Below are 22,362 nucleotides of genomic sequence, written 5' to 3' on the forward strand. Positions count from 1 at the left end.
CGCAGGTCTTCAGATACCTTAGCACTATAAAATAATAAGGGTTTCGAGAACACGAACATCCATAAACTTAAAAATGTATATTATGAAAAAGTCGGTAAAAGTACTTATGATTTTACTAATTGGTTCGCTAAGTTTTTCAGCTAATGCACAAATTTTTGGTGTAAAGGCAGGGCTTGGATTATCGAATATAAGTTCACCAGATGAGGTTGACAATAACTTTTTTGGAAGAGCCTTAGGGGTGAAAATAGGAGGTACTATAGAATTTGATATAACAGATGATTTATATGTGGGATCTGGTCTGGGGTTTGCTAAGAAAGGGGCTTCTACTGTGGGAGACACTTATAATACCTTTTATTTAGAAATACCTATAAATGCACGCTATGATATAGTGGAGTTAGGTGGTTCGGGTTATTTATATGCGCAATCGGGTTTTAACATTGGTTATATGTTAGCAGCTAATAGAGGGGGGAATAAAGTAAATATTGGGTCGGATCCTGTAGATGATTATTTTAAACCATTTGATTTAGGTTTGAATTTTGGTGTTGGAGTTATTTTTGACGAAAGATTTGAGATAGGTTTAGTAACAGAATTTGGACTTGTAAATATTTATGCCAACGATTTATCAACGCTTAGAAATTCTAGTCTGTTAGTTTCTTTTGGCTACAAGTTTGGAATGTAAAATAATTAAGAAATAACCCGGTCATAGGAAGTAGGGTTAGTTTGTATCTAAGGGCTCCGTAGTTCTACGGAGTCTAAAATAAGTTTAAGTTGGTTCAGTTGAAACCCATATCAAATTATCGATATGGGTTTTTTTATTGTGGATTCATCGTTTAAATATCCTATCACAAAACTACTTCGTGTTTTAATAATCTAAGTTAATCATGCTGCAGCTAATGAAAGTCATTAAGGAATCAACTCAAGTAACTGGTTTTGTAAGGACTTTTAAACTTTAACATAGGGTTTAATGAGATTAGTGATTGTTAAACCAGATGCACTCTCAGAGAATTTACTATCTTCCCACTATGAAGGCTAAGAAGCAACAATTTGTACCTAAAGAAAAAGTAGCATTTATCTTGGCAGAAAAACTAGCCATCGTACATGTTATAAACTCTGTGATATTGGCAGATGGTCATGTTCATGACGGGGAAATTACCACCCTAACGGAACTGATGAAGGAAATTGATTTTGATAGCAATTTTATAATGCAAGCCCGTAATATTGATAGCGAACAAGCTTTATCCATTTTGAAGAAAATGACTCCCGAGAATAAAAAAAATCTAGAATCAATTTTAGAGAGGACCGCAATTTCTGATGGTTTTAAACACACAAAAGAAACCAGTTTGATGGCCTATATTTTTGAATCTATGAACAAATGATATTGATACAAGATGACTATGAAAACTAAAAATTTGGAAAAAGCACAATTTGAAGAGTTGGAAAAGAAAGCTATTTATGTCATGACCAATCAAGTTGTCTTGGCTGATGGCACCATACATCCTAGTGAGCTTGAGGCTATGAAGCAGCTTCAAGAAGATATTGGTATGGGCTCTGATTTAATAAAAGAGGCACAAGAAATAACGGTTGAAGAAGCGTTGGTTTCCCTTCACAATATGACATATCCTAAAAAGAAGGTGCTAGCAAAGATTCTTGAAGAAATGGCTATTTCTGATAATCATTTGCACGAAAATGAAATGCACTTAATTATTCAGACTTTTAAGAATATTGGCATAGGAGGGGAGACGGAGTAATTTTGTTGAGGTTTAGATGGAGATTGTATTTATGAATTAAAAATAATTTCCCACCTTTTTTTTAAGTAATCATAACAGACTTACGTATTGTACTAGCACAGATTACAGTTTGCGTAATTTGGATATTTAAATCTTGTTTTTCAGTTAAGTATCTAACAAAATCTTTTTCAAAAATGCAATCCCTATTTCTTTCACATTAGGTACTTTAGTCCCAAAATTACGGTATGGGTCAGATTATAACATTTGGTGAAGTATTAATGCGCATTTCGCCAAGGGGTCACAAAAAATTTATTCAATCTAATATAGTTGAGTTTTATTTTGGAGGCACAGAATTAAATGTGGGTATTTCAATCTCTAATTTTGGTGGAGATGTAAAACATATAAGTGCCGTTTCAGAAGACTTTATAGGAGAGACAGCAATAGCCTATATTCGCCAATTTGGTATGGATACCTCTTCAATTGTACTATCAAAACGTCCTTTAGGCGTTTATTTCTTAGAAGTTGGTGCAGTTATTAGACCCAGTCTTATTTCATATAATAGATCACACTCTGCATTTTCTGAAATAGGACCGGAAAAAGTAAATTGGGAAAAAGCCCTTAAAAAAGGGGAGTGGATGCATTGGACCGGAATTACACCGGCTTTATCACAAGGAGCTTTTGACACTCTTAAGGAAGGATTGAAATTAGCAAGGGAAAAAGGAATGGCTGTTTCAGCCGACCCAACCTACCGCAGCGATCTTTGGAAATACGGCCAAAACCCTAAAGAAGCATTATCTGAATTACTTAATTATTCCACTATTTTTATTGGTGGCGTTAATGAAATAAATGAAGTACTCGGAACCGAATTTGGTTACGGTAATGACGATTTTATTGAAGCGAGTAAACAATTAATGGAAGCTTTCCCTACAATTGAAAAAGTGTTCGATAAAATTAGAACCTCATTAAATTCTTCTTGGCACAAAATAAGAGCAAGAATGTGGAATGGTGTTGACTTCAGAGAAACCGAAGATCTTGACATCACCCATATTGTGGATAGAATAGGAACAGGAGATGCTTTTGCTGCCGGCCTAATTTATGGGCTACAACATTTTGACGATTATAAAGCTATGGAGTTCGCAAGTGCTGCATGTGCATTAAAACATACCTATGAAGGCGATGTTAATCTAGCTACTGTAAAAGAAGTGAACAGCATATTAGATGGTAACATAACAGGACGCTTGGTAAGGTAATAGCCAATTCTAAGTGTCTTTATTTTAATGCGGATATCAGTCTTTTAGACAGGTATTCGCATTAATTTTTTATGTAGTTTTTTACCCAATCAATTAAAGCTTCTCCATGAACATTTTTTGCCAAAACTACACCCTTATCATCCAAGATAAAGTTGGCAGGAATGGTCTTTACACGTATTTTTTTTAAGAAAGGGGTATCATCTCCTTGCAAATGAGAGGCTTGATGCCAACGGTTTGCTCCATCTCGCTCCGTAGCTGCTTTCCAGGCAGGTTCATCACTTTCTAGACCATAGGCAATAATTTGTAAGCCTTTGTCGTGATATACATCCCAAATAGGCACTAGAACCTCTCGGTTTTCTATACGGCAAGGAGCACACCAAGACGCCCATAAATCTATAATAGTTAGTTTGTCTCCTAATTGCTCTTTAAGTGAAAGTGTATCTTTTGTTATCATAGGAAACTTAAAATCTGGAAATGAGTCACCCACTAGAACCGGTAAATTAGCAGGTTCACTTAGTGTACAAAGCTGTTTTGCCCATGGGTGGTTTGGCTGTTTTTTCTTCCAAGTTTCGCACTGGCGTACCAAAAATTCTGGAACCCGTTCATAATCGTTTGCTGTACTTACCCATCGTGTTGCCACCAGTGCCGGAATAAGATTAGGAGTGCTATCCGCAAAATTGATTAGCTCCGTTTGGTATTGTAAAATAGCATGTTCTTTTTCCATGAGTTGACTACCATCTTCTAATTCCCAGTGTTTTCCTTCAAGATAAGTTTTGTATGCTTTCTGATTGACATCCCTTAAAGCTAACAACGCTTTATTAACTTCTGAAGGATGTTCCATGGAAAAGCTTTTTTGAAAAGCATCTACTTTGGCATTGATTTTTAAAGACTTGCCTGATTTCCATACAATTGGCATAAAATTAGCCGTAGCTTGATTGTCCGTTTGTAAATAATTAGAGGCCTTTTCTGGAACCGCTATGGCTATTTCTAGCAAAACAGGTTCTTTAGTTTTTGGGATATTGTTAAACTCAAAGGATCTATCAGAATTTACTACGGTAGAATCTATAACCTTTCCAAAAAAGGACGCAGCTACATCCTTTAGGTTTTCCGGTTGAAGTAGGTATATTTTTGTGCCTTTCTCTACTACGCTTTCTAACTTCCCGGATATATCTGCTTTAGAATTACAAGCCACTAGTGTCAATGCTATTAGGATAAGGCTAATAGTATTTCTTACAGAGAAGGTTTTTGTTTTTTTAAAATTAAAACAACGGTGTTTTATGTGAAATTTTATGTATGACAACATGGTATGTTTTTGGATAAACACGAGCTTTTCATTTATTCTTGAAATTTAATAAAAATACATGAACCCTTGGGGAAAGACGGCAGCGCATATTTCCTGTGGGTTTTATTTAAATCCAAATCATATCTGATTCACATCATTCAAAAGTGTTTTTATTGCTACTAGCCAATACCAATTAGGTCCTAATTTTCATTTTTTTTTCTAATACAGAATGATATTGGTTATCTACGAATACAAGGATTTTGACAGCGATTTTACCTTATAACGAAAATAAGAATTAACATAAAATATTAAGAAATCAAATACGTTAGAAACAGACTATAGTATCTAACCTTCGGTCTAACCAGCCAACATTCCTTTATTTTATGAAAAAGCTTGTACTTTTTTGTCTCTTTTTTTTCTCCTTTTTAAGTTTCTATGGCCAATGTCCTGACAATTATATATCCATAAATTCTCAAGTGGATTTAGATAGTTTTAAAACCACTTATCCCAATTGTACGGAACTTTTGAAGAATTTAAGCTTGAATGGTTCGGATATAACTGATCTTTCTGCGCTTGACGAAATAACTAGTATCGCGAGGGACCTTACTATAAAAAACACCGGTTTAGTCAATTTAAATGGACTGGATAATTTAGTATCCTTGGGGGATTTAATTATAGAAAACAATGAAAATTTACTGAATCTAACAGGAATAGAAAGTCTATCTATAATAAAGAACATAAGTATTAAGTATAATTATAATCTTACTTCTTTACATGGCCTATCAAATGTATCAGAAATTGATGAGGATTTATCTTTAACAAATAGTTCTGCATTAATTGATATTTCAGGTCTAAGTGGTCTGAATGAAGTTGGAGGTAACTTTACTATTGGAGGCGTCGGTTTAGCCAATTTCTCAGACCTCAATCAGCTTCAAGTGGTACAAGGTGATTTTTCAATTACCTCAATGCTTTCACTTACAGACTTATCGGAACTTAGTGCTTTACATACGGTTAACGGGGTTTTATCTATTAAGAATCATACAAATCTTCAATCTATTACCGGGTTTCCAAGCCTAGTTCAAATAGGAGGGCTGGACATTGACAATAACAAATACTTGCAAAGTATTTTGGGACTATCAGCTCTGCAGAATATCAATGGCGATTTTATCTTAGGGCGTTATTCCGGATCATCTAACACCTATCGTTTTGGTAATGATTTATTAGAGGACATTTCCGGACTAAATTCGTTGCAAGTAGTAACAGGTGATTTATTATTGAATGGCAATAAAGTGCTGCAACAACTCGTTGGTCTCGAGCAACTTACTACGGTTCAAGGTGATTTTGAATTATATCATAACGAAAGTTTACTAAATTTAGACGGTTTACAGGGTTTGCAATCTATTGGGGGTAAATTACGCGTCCGGGATAATAATAATCTTTTAGAAGTGAATGCATTGTCTGGTTTGACAACCGTGACGGGTGATGTTGAAATATTTCGGAGTGATGTTTTACAGAGCCTATCTGGTTTAAATGAGCTAGTTGTAGTAGGTGGTGATTTTCAAATTGGGAGTGAAGACCTTACTTCTAGAAGTGGCAACGAGGCTCTTATTGAAGCGGATTTTACAGAACTACAATCTGTAGGAGGTAATTTTTTATTTTCCCTTAATAAAGTATTACCAAATATAAGCGGGTTTAATAAATTGGAGTCCGTAGGCGGTTTGATGAAAATATCACATAATTATGAAGTCGATGAAATTACGGGTTTTAATAGTCTTACAAACGTATTTAGCTCCATATCTATAGCAGGATCGGATAAATTTAAAATCATATCAGGTTTTCAACAACTAAATAGTGTTCCCACCTACCTTACCCTTTGTGGAGGAGAAAATTTTGAAACAATCAGCGGCTTCTCAAATCTGAGTAATGTAGGAACAACGCTAACAATTTGTTCAAGCCCTACGCTATCAAGTCTCTCTGGATTTCAAAATCTTGAAACCATTCAGGAAGATTTTATAATTTCCAATAATTCTTATGACAATAACGACCTGATTTATGGCGGTTTTACAAATTTCACAAGCTTCTCAAAATTAAGAAGTATTGGAGGTACTTTTGAGATTGATAAACAAATTAGTCTTGAAAGTTTTGATGGCTTACAAGTGTTAGAAACTATCGGTGACGACTTTATTGTTCAAACAGGTTTCCTTTCTTCAGACGGAACCTACTATACCTCCTCATTAACATCAATGCAAGGCCTGTCATCGTTAAAGAGCGTTGGTAGAGATATGATTATTCAACATAATTCTTCTTTATTGAACTTTGAAGGGCTTCAATCCTTAGAATCAGTTGAGAGGTACTTTAGAATCTCTTATAACCATGGTTTAGAAAATTTAGTTGGTCTAAGCGCTCTAGAATCTGTAAACCACGACTTTTATATAGGATACAATAATAATATAAAAGGACTTACGGGATTAGAATCGTTAAGAAGCGTAGAAAATATCCTTGAAATACTTGCAAACCCTAAACTTGAGTCACTTGTAGGTTTGGATAATTTAGAATCATTTACAACCCTAGATATTCAGCAAAATGTTTCGCTACTTAACTTAAATCATCTAAGTTCTTTAAACCTAGAGGCAATTGAAAATGCTAGAATATCTATAAGTAATAATGAAAAACTTACTTCTCTTACAGGCCTAGAGGCAGTTACTAATTTGGATTATATGGTTTTACTTTCTAATCCACAATTAGTATCATTGGATGGATTGGAAAATTTACAATCGTTAGGAAATTTACATATTCAATCTCATTTAAAATTAAATGATTTATCTGCAATTGAAAACACAGAGATTAAATCTGGTGGGTTATTGAGAATTCAATATAATCCAGAATTATCAGAATGTAGTGAAAAAAGCATTTGTAATTTTATTAATACAGAGGACCGAGTCAGTATTCTTTTGAATGACAACGGTTGTAAAACAAAATGGGAAATTCTTGATCGTTGTCCAAATCCAGAAGATTTTGATGGAGATGGTGTATTAAATAGTATTGAAGATGCTGATGGTACAGACTCAGAAGATGGTTGTTCATATGTTACGGCCAATCAAGATAGTATGTTAATATCCATTTTATGGGAAGAAGCAGATTGTGATAATGATGGTATACTCAATGGAGATGAACTCACGAATGGTACTAATCCAAGAAAAGTTGATACAGACGGCGACGGCATTTTAGATGGGGATGATTCGGACCCAACCGATGCTTGTCTTCCGCAACAGAATAAAGACTATACCGGTTACGATACCTTAAATATAGTATGGAAGAATAATGATTGTGACGGAGATACCATATCCAACGGAGATGAAGTTACCGCGGGAACAAATCCTTATTTGAATGAATCACTTTATACAGATTCTACATACCCAGATGCTTTTGGTGAGCAACGCATAGAAACTAATGATGGAGGAGCAAGAGCTATCGCCACAAATGGTACTACCGTAGTGGCAGGAATAAGAAATGCTACAGGTAGTAAAGTTGAAATATATGCCAAAAACGCAAGTGGAGTTTGGAAAAAGAACCAAGAACTAACATCTCCAAAAACAACGGGTACCACAAGATTTGGTCAAAGCTTGGCCTTATCGGAAAATACGCTAATTGTTTCCCAACCTTATGATGACGAGAATCTACCGGATACCGTGTTTATATACCAAAAAGATGCTAATGAAACTTGGGTAGAAACACAGCAAATTGAAGCATCTAGTGCATTTACTTATGATGGTTTTGGTAGCGCTTTGGCGGTTTCAGATAACGTTCTTGTATTGGCTGCAGGGGGAATTGCACCAAGTGGAGCCGTTTATGTTTTTGAAAAAAACACGAGTAATGTTTGGGTAGAAACAGCAGAGCTTTATCCATCGGATGACCTTTTTAATGGTGGTTTTGGAGAGTCGGTTGCTGTTTCAGGAAATCAAATAATAATTGGAGCTTCAGGTTATGACGCTACGGGTGCGTTTATATTTGAAAAGCAGGAAGATAATTCGTGGAAAGAAGTTCAAAGCCTAAGTGCATTGGATGGAGATAATTATACATACGCAAGAGATGTAGCTATTACTGAAAATAGAATTATCATAGGTGATGTAGGATATACGGATATCACATATGATCAAGGGGAAACCATTGTTTATGAAAAAGCTTATAATGGAATATGGAATGAAGTACAGACCCTAAAAGCAAGTAACGGCTATCAAGCAGATTACTTTGGGGATGCCCTAGCAATGAATAATAATAGAATTGTTGTAAACATGTCCGTTGATCAAACAGATACAGGCTGGCTTTATGTATATCATAAATCTGGGGGCGAGTGGACTGAAACTCATATTTTAACGGATCCTGAAATTTCTACTTTGGATTTTGGTAATCATGTTGCCGTAGCGGAAGGTTTGATCGTAGCAACTTCTGGAGATTACGTTCACTTTTTTGAAGATGCCTCTATTGTTATAGATACCGATGGAGATGGGGTAGCGGATAGTGAAGACAATTATCCGAATAACCCTTGCTTGCCAAGTCAAATTGCAACGTATACTGAATACAACGTAGATAATGAAATATGGGCAACATCAGATTGCGATAATGATACGGTTTCAAATGGGGAAGAAGTGTTGAATGGAACAAATCCATATGAGGCGGAAACCTCGGTTAGCGCTTGTGTGGAAATAGCTTCTTCGGATGGTGCAGCATCGGATTATTTTGGAAAAGTATTGGCAATGTCAGATGACGGAAATGTTTTAGCGGTATCTGCTTACTATGATGACGATTTAGGTGAAAACAGTGGATCTGTGTATATTTTTAATAAAACAGCTGAGGGAGCTTGGGAAGAAACCCAAAAACTGAATGCGTTAGATGGTGGTGAGGATGAGAGTTTTGGATTTTCTCTAACCTTTGCAGGTGAGTCATTGGCTATTAGTACCTATCAACAAGACAACCGTACTGGTGCCGTTTATATTTATACTAAGTCAACGGAAGGTATTTGGCAAGAATCACAAAAGCTATCAGCATCGGACAGCGCCTTATATAAGCAATTTGGTTACGCAATTGCCGGGGTTGAAAACCAAATTATAATTGGTGCACCCAATGACAATGAAAACGGTACAAATGCAGGAGCTGCCTATATCTTTATAAAAGGATCTGATGGTATTTGGGCAGAAGCCGAAAAAATAACAGCTTCTGATGCAGAGGCTTCTGACTCCTTTGGAATTTCAGTTTCTATAGCCACAAATATTGCGGTTGTTGGGTCGTTTTATGATGATGATGCATTGGACAATAGTGGTGCTGCCTATGTTTTTGATAAAACAATTAATGGAAACTGGACGGAAGTTGCTAAGCTAAAGGCTTCGGACCCTAAAATTTATGGTGGGTATGCAGTTAGCGTAGCTAATTCAGAAACCGATATTATTGTTGGTGCCGCTTCTATAAATTCTAATTCAACAGATGTTGGTGCAGCATATGTTTATAAAAAGTCAACTGAGGGCTCATGGATATCTGCAGAAAAACTAACTCCTGAAGATGGTATGGCCAAAGATAAGTTTGGTCTTCACGTGGCCATTAATGAAAACCGTATTGCTTGCGGTATAAGTGGAGATGATGATAACGGACCATCAACAGGTTCGGTGCAATTGTACTATAAATCCCGTAATGGAGATTGGACTGCTTATGAGAAACTATTAGCATGTAATACTAATGAAGCATATGCCGCTTTTGGTAATGGCCTGTCACTCGCTAACAATTCAATTGCAGTAGGCACAAGTTTGTTTACCGCAACGGGTTCTGCAAATGTTTTTGAGCTAGGGGATATACCAACTGAAACGGAACCATTAGTCGTTCAACTTGTTCAAACTACATCTTCGGGCTGTAGTGAAGTAGGTGCCATAATAGAAGCAACTGTTACAGGAGGAACGGAACCATATATCTATGAGCTTTATGAAGCCAGCAGCAATTCCCTAATTAAAAGTGGAGCAATAAATGTTTTTGAGAATGTATCTATGGGCACCTATTATGTTAAGGTAACAGATAGCAACTCAATTCAAGAGCTAAGTAATTCCCTTTCAATTACAGAATCAGAAGCAATTTCAGCAATGGTTACTGTTAATGACATATCCTGTGAAGGTTATGATAACGGTTCAATTTCTATTCAGGCATTAGGAGGTTTTGCGCCTTTACAATATAGTATTGGAGGTGGGGAGTTTTATTCTGAGCCAAATTTCGAAAATCTTGCTTCTGGTACTTACGATGTTGTCATTCAGGATACTAATGGGTGTACCTTTCATCTGTCCGCTAGTATAGCTAAAGAGACTGGTTGTTCCAACTTTACCTTACCTGCTAACAATTTTACGATAGAAACTACAGGTGAATCTTGCGCATCTAGTAACAACGGAAGTATTGTTGTAAGCGCTTTAGAAAAACTTGATTATACTGCAACTTTAAGCGGTGGAATGGTTAACGAATCTAAAGTATTTGAAACCTTCACTAGTTTTAAAAACTTGCAAGCAGGATCTTATGATGTCTGTCTTACGGTTGCAGGTGAAGACGATTTTGAAAAATGCTTTACGATACAAATTACGGAACCAGATACTTTAAAAGTAGACTCTAAGACAGATGCTACGGGTAAATTGGTTTCCTTGAGTCTTAAAGGTAGTTCTAGTTATTTTATCACTGTAAACGAAAAAGAATATTCCACCACAGAAAATGAAATAACGTTACCACTCTCTGAAAACGAAAATAACATCACGGTTAAAACGGACTTGGAATGCCAAGGAGTGTTTGAAAAAACCATAATGGCTACTACGGAGCATGTATCCATTTTTCCAAACCCAATTGAAAAAGGAGATGTAAGTATTTTTCTTCCAACGATTAACGCAGACCAAGAAATACTGATTACCATGTTCTCGCAAAGTGCCATACGTGTATTAGAGCAAATGAAAAAAGCGGATGGAAGAATTGTAAAGATTAATATGGATAATCTACCAACTGGGGTCTACACTATTATAGTTACTTCTGAGTCACAGAACAGCACACACAAAATCATTAAAAAATAAGAGTTTATATGAATTTAAAAATCTGTTTGTCATCGTTAATACTCTTGGGTTTTCTGTCTTCTTGTTCTTCAGATTCTTCGGATGATTTACCGGAAGCTGTGATTGAAGACCCTGTTTCGTCTTTGTTAGTTTTTCCTGAAAATCATACAGAATGTAATGAAGGAACAGTGGTAAGCGATACCCAAAGTAAGGTTACTTTTCTTTGGAATGCCTCAGAAAACACAGATTCTTACGAGCTTTTTTTAACGAAAGTTGAAACTAGTGAGGTTTCAAATTTTGATGTGATTGCTAATTCAAAAGTAATTAGCCTTGAAAGAGGCACAAGCTATGAATGGTACGTCATATCAAAATCTTTAGAAAGTGCAGTAACGGCAAAGAGCGAAACCTATGAATTTTTTAATGCGGCTCCAGGAATCGTAAGCCATGTGCCCTTTTCTGCGGAAGCAACGGCTCCTGAAAACAATTCAATTATAACGGCTATTGCTGGAAAGATAACTCTTAATTGGGAGGCTACGGATATTGATAATGACATAAAGGATTATGAAGTTTTTTTTGGAGTGAATAAAGAAGAATTGGAAAATAAAGGAGTGCAATCAGTTTCTAATATAGAAGTAGATGTAGTTTCTGGATTTACTTATTATTGGATGATTAAGACAAATGATGAAAATAACAACACATCAACATCCGAGTTATTCAGTTTTACGGCTAATTAATTCAACCTTTTGCAATTCTTTATCTAGATGTCAATTGAATATATCATAACTATTCCTTCTATATTTATTCAAAATCATGCTTTCATAATGTATTGAAATAAAATAACCGTATTACTATTGTTATAAACTCATATTTAAATTATTTTCTCATCTTAATAGTATGAAAAAGAATCTTTTAGGATTTAATATCCTTGTTTTGATTGCCTTGATTGTCAGTAGTTGCTCGGAAAATTCTTCAGATGAATTCAAGGATGACGTGGCTCCAAGTGAAATGGAGCAGGATACTAAACTTAATGATTCGGATAATGAAATGGAACAAGATTCAGTGGCAAATAATCTAGAGGATTTAGATAACGACGCCATAATTTTGGATACTAGGTTACCTGCTGATATAGATTCAACTTATGTTCTGACGTTTGAAGACCATTTTAACCAACTCCCAGGTACATTGCCCAATGCAGACAAATGGCAGAGTAAACTTCCTTGGGGACCCAGTGTGACGATAAATAACGAACGTCAATATTATACAGATGTTCTGAATGGGGATAATAACGCACCAAACCCTTTTGATTTTGACGGAAATAGTAATCTAATTATAACTGCGGGCTTAAATTCTCCTGCACAGGTAGAAGCTACGGGCTTGGATTACTACTCCGGCGTGCTAACGGGTGCCCAGTCCACTCCTTACAGAGATGGCTATATAGAAGCCAAGATTTGGTACGAACCAGAAGTTGCAGGATTTTGGGGTGCGTTTTGGTTATTACATCGGTATTACGATAGCCCTCAAGATACAGGAGCCAATGGTAAACGAAGGACCGAGATAGACTGGGAATTTGTGCGCGGACCTGGAGGAGAATTTCTAGGTGGTCCTTATGATACAGATCGCATACCTGTGGCGTACCATTATGACGATGGCCAGTGGTCTATATCGGGTGGTGGATTTAAAGGACCCAACGGCTCTCCTGGTCTATCTGTACAGTGTGATGGTACTGAGATAACCAATGTAGTAGGTCTTGGACCGGTCAAACAACCCAGTGGCGAAGATTTAGCAGGTAATTGGCACCGATATGGTGTTTGGAAGACAGATAATTTTGTGAAGTGGTATTTGGATGGAGAATTAGTTGCTAGTGTATGTGATCCTGCTATTGTTAGTCAAATAGAGATGTATCCGATTATAAACATTGCTATTGGCGGTAATTTTCCTGGTCCACCAAATCCGGAAGACTATCCTACCTCCATGCTAGTAGATTACATATCATTGTGGGAACCACCGGTTAAGTAATACTAAACTCTTCCTAACTATATAAAGTTTCGGTTATTTTAATAATTCATTTTGCCCCAATACGGGTATAAGCAAAACCTATGGGATATGTAACACAAGTTACTATGGACTAGAGGACTAATGGGTAGTTTTGCTTAACGAATTTAAAACATAACGATTATGGAAACCTTAGAATTAAAGTTAGGATTAAGTCAAGATTATAGAATGGATGTTTCAGGGAAATTGAACTTTCTTTTAGCAGATTTTCAAATTTATTATATGAACCTAAGAGGTTTGCATTGGAATGCTAAAGGGCGAAGATTTTTTATGTTACATGAAAAGTTTGAAGAACTTTATAATGAGACTAATGATGTGGTTGATGAAATAGCAGAGCGAATTCTGTCAATAGGCGAAAAACCATTACATACTTTTGATGATTATTTGCAAAGCAAAACTATTAGAGTCACTAAGAATATTTCTGATGGGGACCTTGCTGTCAATTCAATATTAGATAACCTAAATGAACTATTAATTCAAGAACGGAATATTTTAGAAATTGCTTCGGAAAATAACGATGAAGGCACAGCTTCTTTAATGAGTGATTTAATTGCAGGTCAAGAAAAATTAATCTGGATGCTAACTGCTTATCTAAGTTAAATCTCTAATTTAAACAGTATAAAAAAAAGCAAAAATCTAGCTAGATTTTTGCTTTTTTTTATTTCAAATTTTTCATGGAAATCAAAATTCTGTGAATAGTAAAAGGATATTTTATGTTTACTGCTTGAAATAGCTTTTTGGATAAAATATGAGGAAGGGAGGGCAGATTTTAATGCTTTTATCTGTATTACGAAACCCCGTTATTTTTAGGTTTAATACAGACGCACAAGATTTTAAGTTGAAAAATTACCATTTTTTACGAATTCCATATTTAAAGGCATGAATTTTTAGTATCATAATTCTCCTTTTTGCATAGGGTCATATATCTTAGTGTATCCTTTTTTTCTGATTAGGGTTTCTTATTCTAAGAGTATTCTGTTTAGTTGTGTTTTTGGCTATGGGGAGTGCGGTAGAAAATAGAGGTTCTACGGTAATAGACAAGTGTAAATAAAAAATGATTCAATAATGTGGTACGTAAAAAATGCATTGACGCGAAAGAATTTAATGGCATTAACAGGTCTGTTCCTTTCCTTTTTTCTTATCATTCATTTATTGGGTAATCTTCAACTTTTATTGCCAGCAGCAGAAGCCAAACTACAGTATAACTGGTATAGTCATTTGTTGGCTGGTAATATGGTAATAAAAGTGATATCCATAGTTCTTTACGCATGCATTTTATTGCATACCATAGATGCCATTTATATGAGTCTAAAAAGTAAAAAAGCCAATGGCCCGGGCTACGCAAAAGACAAACGGGGAAGGGCAAGCAAATGGTACGCTCGTAACATGATGTTTTTGGGAAGTATTGTTTTTCTCTTTTTGGTGATACATTTCAAAGACTTTTGGTACCACTATAAGTTTGGAGAATTGCCTCTGGATGAAAATGGAAACAAAGATTTATATACCCTGGTCATTGCTGCATTTGACCAATTGTGGTACGTTATTTTGTATGTTGTAGCCATAATAGCCTTGGGGTATCATTTGTTGCATGGGGTCTTTAGTGCACATAGAACACTGGGCCTTTATCATCCTTTATACTCTAAAATAGTAAAGTTTTTAGGAATGGCATATGCCGTTATTATGACTGTTGGCTATGTTATAATACCTGTTTTTATTTATCTAAACCGTTAAGCAGATGGAAAATTCTTTGAACACAAAAATACCGGAAGGACCACTTAGTGAAAAGTGGAATACGTATAAAAAGAAAGCTAAATTGGTAAGTCCCAATAACCGTAAAAAGCTGGAAGTTATTGTGGTAGGAACAGGTTTGGCAGGGGCTTCTGCCGCAGCTTCACTTGCGGAGATGGGCTATAATGTAAAGAGTTTTTGCTTTCAGGACTCTCCTAGAAGGGCCCATTCTGTGGCTGCACAGGGAGGTGTAAACGCAGCAAAGAATTATAAAAATGATGGGGATAGCGTGTACAGGATGTTTTATGATACCCTAAAGGGAGGTGATTTTCGCTCTCGGGAAGCAAACACGTATCGTCTTGCAGAATGTTCGGCTAATTTAATAGATCAAGCAACTGCCCAAGGTGTCCCTTTTGCAAGGGAATATAGTGGGTATCTTAGAAATCGTTCGTTTGGCGGTGTTCAGGTATCCAGAACCTTTTATGCAAGGGGCCAGACGGGGCAACAGTTATTATTAGGTTCTTATCAAGCTCTAATGCGGCAGGTTAATACCGGAAAAGTCAGCTTATACGCAAGACACGAAATGTTAGACCTTGTGCTTATTGAAGGTAAGGCCAAGGGGATTATCGCTAGAAATTTAGACACCGGAAATGTGGAGCGCCATGGAGCGCATGCCGTAGTACTCGCTACTGGAGGTTTTGGTAAAATCTATTATCTATCTACTTTGGCAATGGGCTGTAATGTCTCTGCCATCTGGCGGGCGCATAAAAAGGGAGCGTTTATGGCCAATCCCAGCTGGACACAAATTCACCCTACCTGTTTACCACAAAGCGGGGAATACCAGTCTAAACTCACTTTAATGTCGGAATCATTACGAAACGATGGCAGGATATGGGTGCCGAAGGATAAAAACGAAACCCGAAAAGCCAACGATATTCCGGAAGACGAACGCGATTATTATTTGGAACGGAAATATCCTGCTTTTGGAAATCTAGCCCCCAGGGATATCGCTTCCAGATCGGCTAAAGAACAAATAGACGAAGGAAAGGGTGTTGGGGAACTGAAAAACGCCGTTTACCTAGATTTTTCAAGGGCACTACAAGAATATGGAAAGGATGTTATTGTGGAACGCTACGGGAATTTGTTTTCGATGTACAAGAAAATAACCGACATAGATGCCTATTTGGAACCGATGAAAATTTCTCCCGCAGCCCATTTCTCTATGGGAGGGCTTTGGGTAGACTATGAGCTAATGACAACCATACCAGGACTTTTTGCCATTGGTGAGGCTAATTTTTCAGATCATGGCGCAAACAGATTGGGCGCTAATTCACTATTGCAAGCATGTGTAGATGGGTATTTTGTTTTGCCTTATACACTTCAGAATTTTCTTGCAGACGAAATTAAGAATCCCAAAACAGATATTAATCATCCTGAATTTGACAAGGCAGAAGAGGCCGTTAAAAAGCAGATGGAAGGGTTTCTTGCTACCAAGGGTAACAAAACTGCAGAAGAATTCCATAAGGTATTGGGAAGCGAACTTTATGATAAATGCGGTTTATCACGTTCTAAAGAAGGTCTTGAAAAAGCTATTGAAAGCATCAGACAATTACGAAAAGAATTTAAGGAGAATCTTATTGTACCCGGTGATGCTTCGGAAGTAAACAGTGAACTTGAAAAAGCCGGTAGGGTAGCGGATTATATGGAAATTGCGGAACTGATGTGCGTTGATGCACTGCAAAGAGAAGAATCTTGTGGTGCCCATTTCAGAATAGAATATCAAACCGAGGAAGGAGAAGCTAAAAGAGACGATGCTCATTTCTGCTATTCTTCTGCCTGGGAATGGCATAAGGACCCATCTACACCAATATTAAATAAAGAGAATTTGACCTTTGAAACTGTAACACCTTCCGTGCGAAGCTATAAATAAAAAAGAATGAAAATACACTTAAAAATATGGCGACAAAAGGATAGCCACAGTAAGGGAGAAATTAAAGAATATACTTTGGATGATGTTCACCAAGAAATGTCTTTTTTGGAGATGCTAGACACCCTGAATATAAAATTGGTTAAAAAAGGGGAGCGTCCCGTAGAGTTTGACCATGATTGTAGAGAAGGTATTTGTGGCCAATGCGGAGTCATGATAAACGGTATAGCCCACGGTCCTTTAAAAAACACCACTACCTGCCAGCTTCATATGCGTTCTTTTAAAGATGGAGATACCATATATGTAGAACCTTTTAAGGCAACCGCTTTTCCCGTAGTCAGAGACTTGAAAATCAATCGTTCTTCATTGGACCATATTATCACCTCGGGAGGTTATGTTTCCGTAGATACCGGTCAAGCTCCGGAGGCCAATACCATACCAATTGCCAACGAAATTGCAGAAGCTGCTTTTGACTCTGCTGCATGTATTGGTTGTGGCGCTTGTGTGGCAAGTTGTAAAAACTCTAGTGCAGCATTGTTTACTAGTGCTAAGATTACCCAATTGGAACTCTTGCCACAAGGTCAAAAAGAAACTAGGAAAAGGGTAGTGGCTATGGTAAATCAGATGGAGGAAGAAAGTTTTGGACATTGCACAAATACGGAGGCTTGCCAGGTAGAGTGTCCTGAAGATATTTCGGTACTGAATATCGCTCGGATGAATTACGAGTATAACAAGTCCAAAATACTAAACTAAAATTTTGAAAATCAGCGGTTCTATTTCAGGAAAAGCTATCAATAATTTTCTAGCAACTTTAAATGTATTTTATTTTGACTCGATAATCGGGATTAAACGCTCTGACGTAGTTTACTTTATCATTTAATTACACCGCTAACAAACCAAATTTCTTTAAATGGTTTATTGGTTTAGAGAACCAAAAAAGTTCAAAATTCTCAAAGTCTTTTTCAAAATTCGTTTTTAAGCTTTTAAAAGAAGGTAAAACATCTGCCGAGGGCATAAGATTAGGAAGCTGATTTAAAAACCACGTTCCCTCTTCTAACTCTAGGGTAATGGCAATAGTTTCTTGTTTATCGTAAAACGTAAGGCTTAGCATCTCCCAAGATTTTCCTCGTTTTGTTTTTGTAATGACTTTGGAATTAGGTTCGCCACCTATCCAAACAATTTTAGCGTTAGGCTTAACCTTAAATTCAACAGGGGTATTTAATGAATCTTCAATAAAATAAGGTTCAATTTGAGTTTGGGGAATGGTAAAATCAAACCAATCTTGTATAGGCATATCAAAGCCAATACCGTGCATAAAATTAAAAAGTGATTTTTTCAGCCCAAAACTAAATATACCATGGTCAATACCGGTACTATCTTTAAACTGAACATCGTTGTTTGCAAAAGTAATATCTTCATAAGTAGGTACAATACCATAATCATGGGGAGCTAACCCTATTGGGCTATGCGCAGTTAACGCAAATTGATGCCAAAAACCAGATTGAATGATACCCAACTGAAACAACTGCCTGACCATTTCTAAGCTATCTACCGTTTCTTGAATGGTCTGAGTAGGATAGCCATACATTAGGTAACTATGCACCATAATATTAGCGCTGGTAAAATTGCGTGTAACCTGCGCTACTTGTTCTACAGTAACCCCTTTATCTATCAATTTCAATAACCGATCAGAGGCTACTTCTAAACCTCCCGAAATTGCAATACAACCAGATGCTTTTAAGAGCAAACACAGGTCTTGGGTGAAATTTTTCTCAAACCTAATATTCGCCCACCAGGTAACACAAAGATTTCTTTTTAAAATCTCTAAAGCCAAAGCTTTCATTAAAGATGGCGGTGCTGCTTCATCTACAAAATGAAAACCGTTTTCTTTAGTTTGCGCAATAACTTCCTCCATCCGGTCTACCAAAATACGCGCTGCAACAGGCTCATAAATCTTGATGTAATCTAAAGAAATATCACAGAAAGTACATTTTCCCCAATAACAGCCGTGTGCCATGGTTAATTTGTTCCAACGGCCATCGCTCCAAAGGCTATGCATAGGGTTTGCTACCTCTATTACGGAAATATAGGTGTCTAACAGTAGGTCTGAGTAATCTGGTGTGCCAACTTCGCTATGTTTATAATCCGGTTTGGTGCTATTGTTTTTGTACACAACCACACCGTTTTCTAGTAAAAAGGTGCGTTTTAGCTCCGTTTTTGAGTTATTTATGCAATAATTCGTCAATAATTCAACAGGTAACTCTCCGTCGTCCAAACTAATAAAGTCAAAAAAACTAAAAACCCGCGCATCTGAAATAGACCGTAATTCGGTATTAGGAAAGCCACCGCCCATGGCAATTTTTATGGAAGGGAAATTGTTTTTTATGTATTCTGCACATCTAAAAGCACTAAATAAATTACCAGGAAAAGGAACCGAAAAACATACCAATTTTGGCTTTACTTTGGTTAAATGCTCATGCAAAGTAGAAATCGTAAGTGTATCTATATAAGATAGATCATCTTGCAATGCTTCATACAACTCATCAAAAGAGTTTGCACTACGCCCTAATCGCTCTGCATAGCGGCTAAAGCCAAAATTAGGGTCGATACATTCTACTAAAAAATCGGATAAATCTTCTAAATACAAGGTAGCCAAATGTTTAGCTTTGTCCTGCATACCCATAGTACCAAAGGCCCAATCTAAATCGTCTAACTGATTAAAACGAGAAGCTTCCGGTAAAAATCCATCGGTACAAATCTGCCTTGCTAAAGTTTCGTTTTTACCTTGTAAAAATGAAATTACCGCGTCTATAGAATTTAAATACGCATGGCGCAACCCGTAAATTCGCTCACAATTTTCTGATACAATAGTTTTGTTTTCAAAAGCACTATCAAATAAAAACTGTAATTCTTTTCTAGTAAAAAGCGTATTAATGACCTCAATACCAAGGTCTAACTGAAAACTAGAAATCCCTTTCGTATTTAAAAAACCTTTAAGATATGCCGTTGCAGGGTACGGCGTGTTTAGTTGTGTAAAAGGTGGAGTAATAAGTAAAAGGTCTTTCAAAATAGGGACATATTATAACGCCAGAGCAATGTTTAGTAAGGAGGTTGGCCTATAATTTAGCGCCGCTTCTTTTTAGACCTGTGGCTGCTTTTTTGACGTGAATGACTGGAAGGAATGGCATCATCAAACGTATTTTTAACGGCTACAGGTTTAACGCTTTTCCAAGTCTTATTTTCTTTTTCAGGAACTAAAACATCTACTAAATCTTTTCTGCCCAACTTATTTAAAGTATTTCTAATCCAATCTTTATTACTTTTTTTATACCAAAAGAAGAAACGGTGTTGTTCATCCTTCTCTTTTTTGGATTTTGGGGTTTTAGTAGGTTTTAAAGTATAAGGATGATAACCACTATAATAAATAACCGTTGCAACCGTCATAGGAGTAGGAGTGAAGCCTTGTACTTGCTCTAACTGAAAGCCCATATCCTTAGTTTCCGCAGCTAGGTTTGCCATATCTTCTACTTCACAAGCCGGATGGTTTGATATAAAGTAAGGAATAAGCTGAAGTTTTAAGTTCTTCTTAATATTGATTTTGTCAAAACGCTCTTTAAACTTATGAAAATATTGAAAGGAAGGTTTGCGCATCAACTTTAAAACTGGGTCAGACGTGTGTTCTGGTGCGACTTTTAAACGTCCAGAAATATGTTTTGTCATCACCTCTTCCGTATAATCATCTAATTCTTGTGGGTCTGCATTTTTATTAAATTCAGGAACCAACATATCATGACGAATACCACTTCCAATAAATGATTTTTTTATTTTAGGGTGCTTATCTACAGCCTGGTATAATTCGGTTAGCGGTTTATGAGAAGTGTCTAAATTGCTACATATTACAGGTGAAATACATGAAGGAGCAACACATTTATCGCAAATGGATTGTACTTTCCCTTTCATTTGATACATATTAGCAGAAGGACCTCCAATATCTGATAGGTAGCCTTTAAAATCAGGCATATTAGCGACCTTGTCTACTTCTCTTAATACAGATTCTTTACTTCTACTAGCTATAAATTTTCCTTGATGTGCAGAAATTGTACAAAAACTACAACCTCCAAAACAACCCCGGTGAATGTTAATAGAAGTTTTGATCATTTCAAACGCGGGAATTGGCCCACGCTTATTATATTTTGGATGTGGCAATCGTGTGTAGGGCAAATCAAAAGAAGCATCAATTTCTTTTTCGGTCATTGTTGGGTATGGTGGATTGATGACCAACGTTCTGTCTTTTACCCCTTGAAAAATTCGTCTTGCTTTAAGTTTATTAGATTCTTGCTCTATAATTTTAAAATTAGAGGCAAACTTTTTCTTATCCTTTAAACAGACTTCATGCGATACAATTTCTACATCTTCCCAATTTTTATTTTTAGGAATGGACTCATCTTTATGTACTAAAAAAGCAGTTTGTTTTATGGTTCTTAAGCTAGAAAAAGGCACTCCTTTTTGCAATAGCTTAACCACTTCTCGTAAGGGTTGTTCACCCATACCATAAACCAACATATCTGCTTTGGAAGTTTCTAGTATACTTGGCATTAGCTTATCGCTCCAATAATCATAGTGAGTAACCCGCCGCAGCGAAGCTTCAATTCCCCCTATTAAAACAGGAACATCAGGAAACTTATCTTTTAAAATACTAGAATAAACAGATGTAGCATAATCAGGTCTAAATCCTTTATCACCATTTGGTGTATAGGCATCTTTATCTCTACGTTTTTTACTTGCTGTATAATTGCTTACCATAGGATCCATACAACCACCAGTAACGCCAAAAAACAATTTTGGTGTTCCTAACTTTGTAAAATCCTGCAAATCATCGGTCACACTTGGTTGCGGAACAATAGCCACTTTTAAGCCATAACTTTCTAAAATACGACCAATTACAGCTGGCCCAAATGACGGGTGGTCTACATAAGCGTCTCCGCTAAATAGAATAACATCTAATTCCTCCCAACCCCGAATTTTAACTTCTTTGTTCGTAGTTGGTAGCCAATCTGTAAGTTTGTTGGTTTGCATATGGTTGCAAAGATACGTTAAATTGGGTTTTGCAAGGCTAGGCTTAAATCTACTAGAGCAAATTTACTCAGTAGTTCAATAAAAGTTTTTGAAATATTAAAAAACGGAAGATTTTGATCTTTAGGTCATTTCCCTGAACATTTAGTATAAGAATAGTAGCCGATTGCGCGGTGCTTTCCTGTCAAGTTGCAAGAAAATTGAAGCGGGCTAAGCTATTTTATTTTATCATACCCCCAGTTATTATTTTTATACACTGTTG

At 36.5% G+C, this 22,362-nt stretch carries 14 protein-coding genes; 11 read left to right on the forward strand and 3 right to left on the reverse strand.

Going from position 1 to position 22,362, the window contains the following annotated elements:
- Positions 1 to 82: 82 nt before the first annotated feature.
- The 4 genes from IWB64_RS14380 to IWB64_RS14395 all read left to right on the forward strand — a co-directional run bounded on the left by IWB64_RS14380 (position 83) and on the right by IWB64_RS14395 (position 2,977).
- On the forward strand, positions 83 to 679 hold the full coding sequence (locus IWB64_RS14380; RefSeq protein WP_194534656.1) for a porin family protein: 597 nt from the start codon (positions 83 to 85) through the stop codon (positions 677 to 679).
- 343 nt (positions 680 to 1,022) lie between these two features.
- Positions 1,023 to 1,376 carry a TerB family tellurite resistance protein gene (locus tag IWB64_RS14385; RefSeq protein ID WP_194534657.1) on the forward strand — a complete coding sequence of 118 codons (354 nt, stop codon included), beginning with the start codon at positions 1,023 to 1,025 and terminating at the stop codon, positions 1,374 to 1,376.
- A gap of 18 nt (positions 1,377 to 1,394) precedes the next feature.
- Positions 1,395 to 1,748, forward strand: coding sequence for a TerB family tellurite resistance protein (locus IWB64_RS14390; RefSeq protein ID WP_194534658.1), 354 nt, complete (start codon positions 1,395 to 1,397; stop codon positions 1,746 to 1,748).
- Between the two features lie 224 nt (positions 1,749 to 1,972).
- On the forward strand, positions 1,973 to 2,977 hold the full coding sequence (locus IWB64_RS14395) for a sugar kinase (protein WP_194534659.1): 1,005 nt from the start codon (positions 1,973 to 1,975) through the stop codon (positions 2,975 to 2,977).
- Between the two features lie 61 nt (positions 2,978 to 3,038).
- Here IWB64_RS14395 and IWB64_RS14400 read toward each other — a convergent pair whose 3' ends face one another.
- A complete protein-coding gene (locus IWB64_RS14400) occupies positions 3,039 to 4,280 on the reverse strand; it encodes a TlpA family protein disulfide reductase (RefSeq protein ID WP_194534660.1) in 1,242 nt (413 codons plus the stop codon).
- Positions 4,281 to 4,642: 362 nt separating this feature from the next.
- Here IWB64_RS14400 and IWB64_RS14405 point away from each other — a divergent pair, with 362 nt between their 5' ends.
- From IWB64_RS14405 to IWB64_RS14435, 7 genes are all read left to right on the forward strand, one after another.
- A complete protein-coding gene (locus IWB64_RS14405; RefSeq protein WP_194534661.1) occupies positions 4,643 to 11,341 on the forward strand; it encodes a T9SS type A sorting domain-containing protein in 6,699 nt (2,232 codons plus the stop codon).
- A gap of 8 nt (positions 11,342 to 11,349) precedes the next feature.
- A complete protein-coding gene (locus IWB64_RS14410) occupies positions 11,350 to 12,054 on the forward strand; it encodes a fibronectin type III domain-containing protein (protein ID WP_194534662.1) in 705 nt (234 codons plus the stop codon).
- Positions 12,055 to 12,214: 160 nt separating this feature from the next.
- Complete coding sequence (locus IWB64_RS14415; protein WP_194534663.1) at positions 12,215 to 13,336, forward strand: glycoside hydrolase family 16 protein; 1,122 nt, start codon at positions 12,215 to 12,217, stop codon at positions 13,334 to 13,336.
- Positions 13,337 to 13,495: 159 nt separating this feature from the next.
- The gene (locus IWB64_RS14420) at positions 13,496 to 13,972 is read left to right on the forward strand and encodes a Dps family protein (protein WP_194534664.1); all 477 of its coding nucleotides are present in this window, start codon (positions 13,496 to 13,498) and stop codon (positions 13,970 to 13,972) included.
- Between the two features lie 465 nt (positions 13,973 to 14,437).
- Entirely contained in the window at positions 14,438 to 15,103 is a 666-nt protein-coding gene (locus IWB64_RS14425; RefSeq protein ID WP_194534665.1) for a succinate dehydrogenase cytochrome b subunit, read from the forward strand.
- Positions 15,104 to 15,107: 4 nt separating this feature from the next.
- Positions 15,108 to 17,030: a fumarate reductase/succinate dehydrogenase flavoprotein subunit gene (locus tag IWB64_RS14430; protein WP_194534666.1), complete on the forward strand. Its 1,923-nt coding sequence runs from the start codon at positions 15,108 to 15,110 to the stop codon at positions 17,028 to 17,030.
- A 6-nt stretch (positions 17,031 to 17,036) separates the two neighbouring features.
- A complete protein-coding gene (locus tag IWB64_RS14435) occupies positions 17,037 to 17,780 on the forward strand; it encodes a succinate dehydrogenase/fumarate reductase iron-sulfur subunit (protein WP_194534667.1) in 744 nt (247 codons plus the stop codon).
- Between the two features lie 127 nt (positions 17,781 to 17,907).
- Here the strand turns inward: IWB64_RS14435 and IWB64_RS14440 are convergent, their stop codons facing one another.
- Complete coding sequence (locus tag IWB64_RS14440) at positions 17,908 to 20,094, reverse strand: B12-binding domain-containing radical SAM protein (RefSeq protein ID WP_194534668.1); 2,187 nt, start codon at positions 20,092 to 20,094, stop codon at positions 17,908 to 17,910.
- Between the two features lie 56 nt (positions 20,095 to 20,150).
- A complete protein-coding gene (locus IWB64_RS14445) occupies positions 20,151 to 22,103 on the reverse strand; it encodes a YgiQ family radical SAM protein (protein WP_194534669.1) in 1,953 nt (650 codons plus the stop codon).
- Positions 22,104 to 22,362: the final 259 nt, after the last annotated feature.

The organism is Zobellia nedashkovskayae (assembly GCF_015330125.1).
Lineage (GTDB): Bacteria > Bacteroidota > Bacteroidia > Flavobacteriales > Flavobacteriaceae > Zobellia > Zobellia nedashkovskayae.

What these genes read in the sequence shown, in the direction of transcription:
- IWB64_RS14405 (WP_194534661.1), top strand. Translation starts at nt 4,643, where the DNA reads ATGAAAAAGCTTGTACTTTTTTGTCTCTTTTTTTTCTCCTTTTTAAGT.
- IWB64_RS14425 (WP_194534665.1), top strand. Translation starts at nt 14,438, where the DNA reads ATGTGGTACGTAAAAAATGCATTGACGCGAAAGAATTTAATGGCATTA.
- IWB64_RS14435 (WP_194534667.1), top strand. Translation starts at nt 17,037, where the DNA reads ATGAAAATACACTTAAAAATATGGCGACAAAAGGATAGCCACAGTAAG.
- IWB64_RS14410 (WP_194534662.1), top strand. Translation starts at nt 11,350, where the DNA reads ATGAATTTAAAAATCTGTTTGTCATCGTTAATACTCTTGGGTTTTCTG.
- IWB64_RS14385 (WP_194534657.1), top strand. Translation starts at nt 1,023, where the DNA reads ATGAAGGCTAAGAAGCAACAATTTGTACCTAAAGAAAAAGTAGCATTT.
- IWB64_RS14430 (WP_194534666.1), top strand. Translation starts at nt 15,108, where the DNA reads ATGGAAAATTCTTTGAACACAAAAATACCGGAAGGACCACTTAGTGAA.
- IWB64_RS14390 (WP_194534658.1), top strand. Translation starts at nt 1,395, where the DNA reads ATGAAAACTAAAAATTTGGAAAAAGCACAATTTGAAGAGTTGGAAAAG.
- IWB64_RS14420 (WP_194534664.1), top strand. Translation starts at nt 13,496, where the DNA reads ATGGAAACCTTAGAATTAAAGTTAGGATTAAGTCAAGATTATAGAATG.
- IWB64_RS14415 (WP_194534663.1), top strand. Translation starts at nt 12,215, where the DNA reads ATGAAAAAGAATCTTTTAGGATTTAATATCCTTGTTTTGATTGCCTTG.
- IWB64_RS14400 (WP_194534660.1), bottom strand. Translation starts at nt 4,280, where the DNA reads ATGTTGTCATACATAAAATTTCACATAAAACACCGTTGTTTTAATTTT.
- IWB64_RS14380 (WP_194534656.1), top strand. Translation starts at nt 83, where the DNA reads ATGAAAAAGTCGGTAAAAGTACTTATGATTTTACTAATTGGTTCGCTA.
- IWB64_RS14445 (WP_194534669.1), bottom strand. Translation starts at nt 22,103, where the DNA reads ATGCAAACCAACAAACTTACAGATTGGCTACCAACTACGAACAAAGAA.
- IWB64_RS14395 (WP_194534659.1), top strand. Translation starts at nt 1,973, where the DNA reads ATGGGTCAGATTATAACATTTGGTGAAGTATTAATGCGCATTTCGCCA.